The organism is Pseudomonas syringae group sp. J309-1, from assembly GCF_032582135.1.
Lineage (GTDB): Bacteria > Pseudomonadota > Gammaproteobacteria > Pseudomonadales > Pseudomonadaceae > Aquipseudomonas > Aquipseudomonas quasicaspiana.
This window is the reverse complement of the sequence record NZ_JAWHNU010000112.1, coordinates 1-5,731: the sequence shown is the minus strand read 5'-3', so window position 1 is coordinate 5,731 and position 5,731 is coordinate 1. Positions and strand designations below refer to the sequence as shown.

The 5,731-nt window shown below is 55.4% G+C and carries 6 protein-coding genes; 4 read left to right on the top strand and 2 right to left on the bottom strand.

Going from position 1 to position 5,731, the window contains the following annotated elements; genetic code table 11:
* The first annotated feature begins 273 nt into the window (after positions 1 to 273).
* Positions 274 to 1,113: a TauD/TfdA family dioxygenase gene (locus tag RX972_RS28915; RefSeq protein WP_316880691.1), complete on the top strand. Its 840-nt coding sequence runs from the start codon at positions 274 to 276 to the stop codon at positions 1,111 to 1,113.
* 35 nt (positions 1,114 to 1,148) lie between these two features.
* On the opposite strand, the gene RX972_RS28910 is transcribed toward RX972_RS28915, so the two are convergent.
* Complete coding sequence (locus RX972_RS28910; RefSeq protein WP_122707849.1) at positions 1,149 to 1,766, bottom strand: TetR/AcrR family transcriptional regulator; 618 nt, start codon at positions 1,764 to 1,766, stop codon at positions 1,149 to 1,151.
* Positions 1,767 to 2,167: 401 nt separating this feature from the next.
* On the opposite strand from RX972_RS28910, the gene RX972_RS28905 reads away from it, so the two are divergent.
* Positions 2,168 to 2,836, top strand: coding sequence for a DUF3313 domain-containing protein (locus RX972_RS28905; RefSeq protein ID WP_099267637.1), 669 nt, complete (start codon positions 2,168 to 2,170; stop codon positions 2,834 to 2,836).
* 276 nt (positions 2,837 to 3,112) lie between these two features.
* Here RX972_RS28905 and RX972_RS28900 read toward each other — a convergent pair whose 3' ends face one another.
* On the bottom strand, positions 3,113 to 3,430 hold the full coding sequence (locus tag RX972_RS28900) for a DUF2388 domain-containing protein (protein WP_099267638.1): 318 nt from the start codon (positions 3,428 to 3,430) through the stop codon (positions 3,113 to 3,115).
* 241 nt (positions 3,431 to 3,671) lie between these two features.
* Here RX972_RS28900 and RX972_RS28895 point away from each other — a divergent pair, with 241 nt between their 5' ends.
* Complete coding sequence (locus RX972_RS28895) at positions 3,672 to 5,045, top strand: multicopper oxidase family protein (protein ID WP_027902586.1); 1,374 nt, start codon at positions 3,672 to 3,674, stop codon at positions 5,043 to 5,045.
* Entirely contained in the window at positions 5,045 to 5,527 is a 483-nt protein-coding gene (gene tadA / locus RX972_RS28890) for a tRNA adenosine(34) deaminase TadA (RefSeq protein WP_027902587.1), read from the top strand. Before RX972_RS28895 ends, tadA begins: the two co-directional genes overlap by 1 nt.
* Positions 5,528 to 5,731 lie beyond the last annotated feature (204 nt).

Below are 5,731 nucleotides of genomic sequence, written 5' to 3'. Positions count from 1 at the left end.
GGCTCCTGAGGGAATCGGGAGCACAGCATCCGGGATCAGTTATGCGCTTTGAATGTGGGGTTTATGGAGCGCTTACGTTGAACACATGACGAATTCACGGCTGAGCTGTTCAACGCCGCATCAGAAAGCCCGCATCCTCGCGGGCTTTCTGCTTCTTGAGACCGCGAAATTTCATCCGATACCGACGAGCTGCGCAGTCTCCCCCCGACAAGCCTATTGAGTTCCCATTTCTATAAGCGTACAGTCGTGTTCACTTATAGAGAGGAAGCAGTCATGACACCCAATAGAAGCGCTTCTCTGGCTCACGCGTCGATCAAACCGTTAATCGGCAGTCGTGTTCTCAATGGCAAGGATGATTTGCTGTCTGGCGGACTGGCCAGTGAAATACGCGATCTATTGGCCGAGCGTGGCGTGCTGGTTTTTCCGCAGGTCAGCTTCACTGATGCCGAGCAGATAGCGTTCACACAAACGCTTGGGGTTTTCTCGCCGGAGATCAGCGATGGTCAAGGCGTCACCAAGATCACTCTGGATGCGAAGGAAAACCCGGCCGGTGCCGAGTTTCTCAAAGGGTCACTGTATTGGCACATCGACGGCACGCCCAACGAGTCGCCGATTCTGGCTTCGTTGCTGTCTTGTAAGGTGACGGCGACGTGGGGTGGCAATACGGGTTTCTGTAATACCTACGCTGCTTACGAAGCGCTGTCCGAATCTGACAAGCAACGCTACGAGGAGATGCGGGTCATTCACGCGCCCTGGGCGTCGTTGCTGTATTACGAGCCGGAACCCAGTCTGAAGAAGCTGCAGGCGATGCAGGCCATCGGTGAGAAAGAATTACCGCTGGTATGGAAGCATCGCTCTGGGCGCAAGTCGTTGATTCTCGGCTGCACGGCGCTGCAGGTCACCGGCTTGAGTGTTGCGCAAAGCGCGCAAATTCTGGTTGGCCTTCGGGAGTGGGCGACTGCGGAGCCTTTCAGTTATAGCCATGAATGGCAGGTGGGGGATCTGGTGATCTGGGACAACACCGGCACCATGCATCGCGCGGAGGCTTACGATCCGGGCTGCTCACGCATGATGCATCGCACAAAACTGGAGGGTGAAGAGCCGTTCGAGTAATGCGGTCGATGCGGGCTCTTCAAGCTCGCGCCGCATTAGCGAGGTGCGGCACCTTTGAGAAACATGTCTACGGCTGTTGTCACCATTTCTTCTATTTCAGCGTGGGTCATGGGCGCCGGGTTCTGTTGGAAAAGCCGCTCTTCGGGCTCGGATGTAATCAGCGAAAGAAACTGTTTCGCCCTGACCCTTGGATTGCCCGGTCTTATTTCACCGCTTTCGATAGCAGCAGACATGAGCGAAGCGAGCGCGTCGATTCCCTGGCTTGGGCCTGATTCGTAAAACAGCTTGCCGATGTCCGAGCGACCCGATTCTGCGAGCACCATCCGGTAAACCTTGATGGCGGTCGAGTCGTTCGTGACGATCATTAACATCTGACGCCCGAATTCCAGAAGCTTCTGTTCGAGCGTAATGCCGGTATCCGATTTTGCTGTCAGGTCCGCCACGGCGTTGTACAAGTGCGAGGTGGCGTACATCTGAACGACGGCGACGAAGAGTGCCTCCTTGGATGCGAAGTAGCCATAAAGAGTGGCCTTGGAACCTCCGAGTCGCGTCGAAACCTCCTTCATGGAGGCGCCTTCGTACCCGAGTTCAAGGAATACGCTGGCAGCCGTTTCTACAATGGCGGTACGTCGACTCTCGGTGCGAACCTTCATTATTTCTCCATAAGAGTACACTGGTGTACATTTTAGTGTTGACGGTGACCGGGTAAGCGGCTAAAAGTATACAGGCTAGTACGGTTTTGGGCGACGTGACGGATAGGGTGTTGATTTCAGCACCAAGCGGGGTATTGGCGTAGGTCTTTATAGGCGGAGTGAGCGGGTCAATACAAACTGACTTGATCAAGGTTGCTTTTGATCAGGCCAACCTTTGGCGTTGCCTCTTGGTGTTATTAGCGCAGCGTGATCACAACTACTGTTAAAAGATGTATTGAACGGCGCAGGCCTTATTGATTATTTGCAGAAGCATTAATCTGCTGACTCTTTGCGCCTGCGATATGTAAATCGAGCACTGGCCCTTAAACGCTTTACCGTGTTTAACCTTCGGAGAAACAGATATGTGCGCAGATAAAGAACCCAAAGCGGGTGTGTTTTTACTGTTGGCACTGGCATTGGCCGGGTGCGCGTCTCAAGAGCCTTTTCCGTACGCAGGCATAGAGTCTGCTCGAGAGATGCGACCCAATAAGGCGGATGAGTCTGATCGCGTTCCGTATGCGTATAAAACTCGCGTGGACTGGAGTCGGTACAAGAATGTCATGCTGGAGCCAGTGACACTCTATTCCGGCGCAGATGAGCAGTTTTCCGGGATTACGTCGGAGGATAAGCGTGATCTGGCCAACTACATGACCGTCGAGTTCTCCGAGGCCTTGGGCAAGCGCTTTCGATTCGTGTCCACGCCTGGACCCGATACGCTGAGGATTCGGCTGACCTTGACCGGGGTGGAGACAACGACGCCGGTGCTGGCAACGTTCTCGAGGTTCGACATCGGCATGGGTTCTTATAATCTCGTTCAGGCTGCACGTGATCGCAAGGGGACGTTTACTGGCTCAGTCAGTTACGTGGTCGAGATCTACAACGCATCAACAATGCGTCTCCTTGAGTCCTATGTCTCTCGGCAATATCCGAAGGTGTATGACATCAGTTCGACGTATGGCCGCTTATCTGCCGCGAAATCGGGTATTGAAAGAGGGGCGGACAGTCTGGTTGATACGTTGGCTGAAAAATAAAGTCGCGCGCTCACCAAACAATTTCGACTATCTAATTGAAGTGCTTTTTATCTGTAGGAGCGCGCTTGCCCGCGATTCAGTGTGTCAGTCGATAAATATGTCGGCTGCTCTAACGCTATCGCGGGCAAGCGCGCTCCTACAGATAATGCAGTGCTTTTTAATGGATAGGTTTGTTTGATATGAGCGTGACGCGGCTAGTTATTTATTTATCCAGACATACGAAAACGCCGGGGGATATATATTCCCCCGGTATTATCTGCAGGCAGTGAGCAAGTATCAGCGGTCAGTCGGTAAGTTCTGGTAGAGAATTGCAGTCGCCAACTCCATATCCGAGGCCTTCAGCTCAGGGTTTTCAGCGCGTGCACTGGCGATAGCCGCTTCCAGGTACGGGCCCCGGATGCTCCCGCCACTGGCGATAAAGCTGCTGGCATCGTCCTGGGTGGCGACGATCTGCTTGTTGTCCTTGGAAGTCAGGTAGCTGGAGCCGGTGGTAGCCCCCGACGTTAGTACGTTGCGCCAGAACGAGTCGGCCATTGCCGATGCCATGGGGACCGACAGCGCTGCGATGGTGGCTAAAGCGAATTTAAGACGCATGGGCATAAACCTCAATGGGTGGTGTTTTTTCTAAACCGTACAGTACGGTTCATTTATGAAAAGATCAACTCATCCATTTCAATCAAGCCTGTTGCGCCGGATCCGTTGAGCTCCTGAGGGCCAATCTCTGTCGCGCGACACCACCGCACTTAAGTTTTGCCAGATGCAGGTGTATCGTATTCGCCCCTCGCATCGACTCTCGACTGCGACCCGTGTCTGGTTTTTTGAGGTGTTCACGTTTATGTCTTTTACCCGTCGACAAATACTCGGTGGCCTTGTCGGTCTTGCCGTGGTTGGGCTTGGGGCGGGAGGAGCTTCGCGTTATTGGCTGGGTCGTCGTGGGCCGGGGGAGGGGCATGATTTCGAGCTGATCGCCGCGCCGCTTGATGTGGAGCTAGTGCCCGGGCATCAGACTCCGGCGTGGGCCTTCGGCGGATCTGCGCCGGGGACCGAGTTGCGGGTGCGCCAGGGCGAGTGGCTGCGCTTGCGCTTTATCAATCACCTGCCGGTTGAAACCACCATTCACTGGCACGGCATCCGTCTTCCGCTAGAGATGGATGGTGTGCCTTATGTGTCGCAACTGCCGGTCAAGCCGGGCGAGTATTTCGATTACAAGTTTCTGGTGCCGGATGCAGGCAGCTACTGGTATCACCCCCATGTCAGCAGCAGTGAAGAACTGGGACGTGGGCTGGTCGGCCCGCTGATCATCGAAGAGCGCGAGCCTACGGGTTTCAAGCATGAGCGCACGGTCAGTCTGAAAAGCTGGCATGTGGATGAAGTAGGGGCGTTTACAGAATTCAGCGTGATTCGTGAGGCTGCACGTGAGGGGACGGCGGGGCGGCTTTCTACTATTAATGGCATTCCCCAGGGCGTGATTGAATTGCCGGCCGGGCAGATCACTCGCGTGCGCATTCTGAATCTTGATAACACCGTGACCTATCGCCTGAATCTGCCGGATGCAGAGGCGCAGATTTATGCGCTGGATGGCAATCCGGTCAAGCCTCGGCCATTGGGCAAAGATTATTGGTTGGGTCCGGGCATGCGCCTGTGTCTGGCGATCAAGGCGCCGCCAGCGGGTGAGGAGTTGTCGTTTCGAAATGGCCCGGTGCGCCTGGGGACTTTTCGTTCGGTCGCCAATGACGACGCGCCGGGTGAATGGCCGCCGGAACTGCCGGCTAATCCGATCGCCGAGCCGGATCTGGAAAACGCCGAGAAACTCAATTTCAACTTTGAATGGGTGGGCTCGGTGTCGGTCAATGTCGACAATGGCAAGCCGCCGAGTCTGTGGCAGATCAATGGCGAAGCCTGGGACATCACTGACAAGACCTGCGCTGATCGCCCGATAGCAAAACTGGTGCTGGGCAAGAGCTACATCTTCGAGCTCAAGAACATGACCCAATACCAACACCCGATTCACCTGCACGGGATGAGCTTCAAGGTGCTGGCCTCGGACCGGAGAAAGATCATTCCGTATTTCACCGACACCTTCCTGCTGGGCAGGAACGAGCGCGCACGTGTGGCGCTGGTGGCGGATAATCCCGGCGTGTGGATGTTCCACTGCCATGTGATCGATCACATGGAAACCGGACTTATGGCAGCAATAGAGGTTTCCTGATGCGGCAGCCGCAAATTATTGATCGCAGCCGCGATCAGGACTTCATGCGCGAAGCGTTGGCGTTGGCAGCTCAAGGTGCTGCGCTGGGCGAGGTGCCGGTGGGCGCGGTGCTGGTGCAGGACGGCGAGATCATTGGCCGCGGCTTCAATTGCCCTATCAGCGGCAATGACCCCAGCGCGCATGCCGAGATGGTCGCAATACGAGCCGCGGCGCAAGCGGTCAGCAATTATCGGCTGCCCGGCAGTACGCTGTACGTCACCCTTGAGCCGTGCAGCATGTGCGCGGGGCTGATCGTTCACTCGCGTGTTACTCGCGTGGTGTACGGCGCACTTGAACCCAAGGCCGGCATTGTCCAGAGCCAGGGGCAGTTTTTCACTCAGGGCTTTCTCAACCATCGTGTGTTGTTTGAGGGCGGGGTACTGGGGGAGGAGTGCGGCACGATGCTGAGCGAGTTTTTCAGGATGAGAAGGGCGAAGGGGTGATTCTGAGCCGCTGGAATTTACGTTTTCACACAGTCTGTGTGGGAGCGAATTCATTCGCGAAGGGGCCGGTACAATCGCAACCTATGTGTCGCCTGAAATACCGCCTTCCCGAATAAATTCGGTCCCATACAGACTGTGTGAAAACCTAGCCAACTCCTTTCAGATTTAAGAAAATGCCCCGCATCGAAAGATGCGGGGCATTTT

Bases quoted from the DNA above. Each gene is read 5' to 3' on its own strand.
- RX972_RS28915 (WP_316880691.1), top strand. From the start codon at position 274: ATGACACCCAATAGAAGCGCTTCTCTGGCTCACGCGTCGATCAAACCG.
- RX972_RS28910 (WP_122707849.1), bottom strand. From the start codon at position 1,766: ATGAAGGTTCGCACCGAGAGTCGACGTACCGCCATTGTAGAAACGGCT.
- RX972_RS28905 (WP_099267637.1), top strand. From the start codon at position 2,168: ATGTGCGCAGATAAAGAACCCAAAGCGGGTGTGTTTTTACTGTTGGCA.
- RX972_RS28900 (WP_099267638.1), bottom strand. From the start codon at position 3,430: ATGCGTCTTAAATTCGCTTTAGCCACCATCGCAGCGCTGTCGGTCCCC.
- RX972_RS28895 (WP_027902586.1), top strand. From the start codon at position 3,672: ATGTCTTTTACCCGTCGACAAATACTCGGTGGCCTTGTCGGTCTTGCC.
- tadA (WP_027902587.1), top strand. From the start codon at position 5,045: ATGCGGCAGCCGCAAATTATTGATCGCAGCCGCGATCAGGACTTCATG.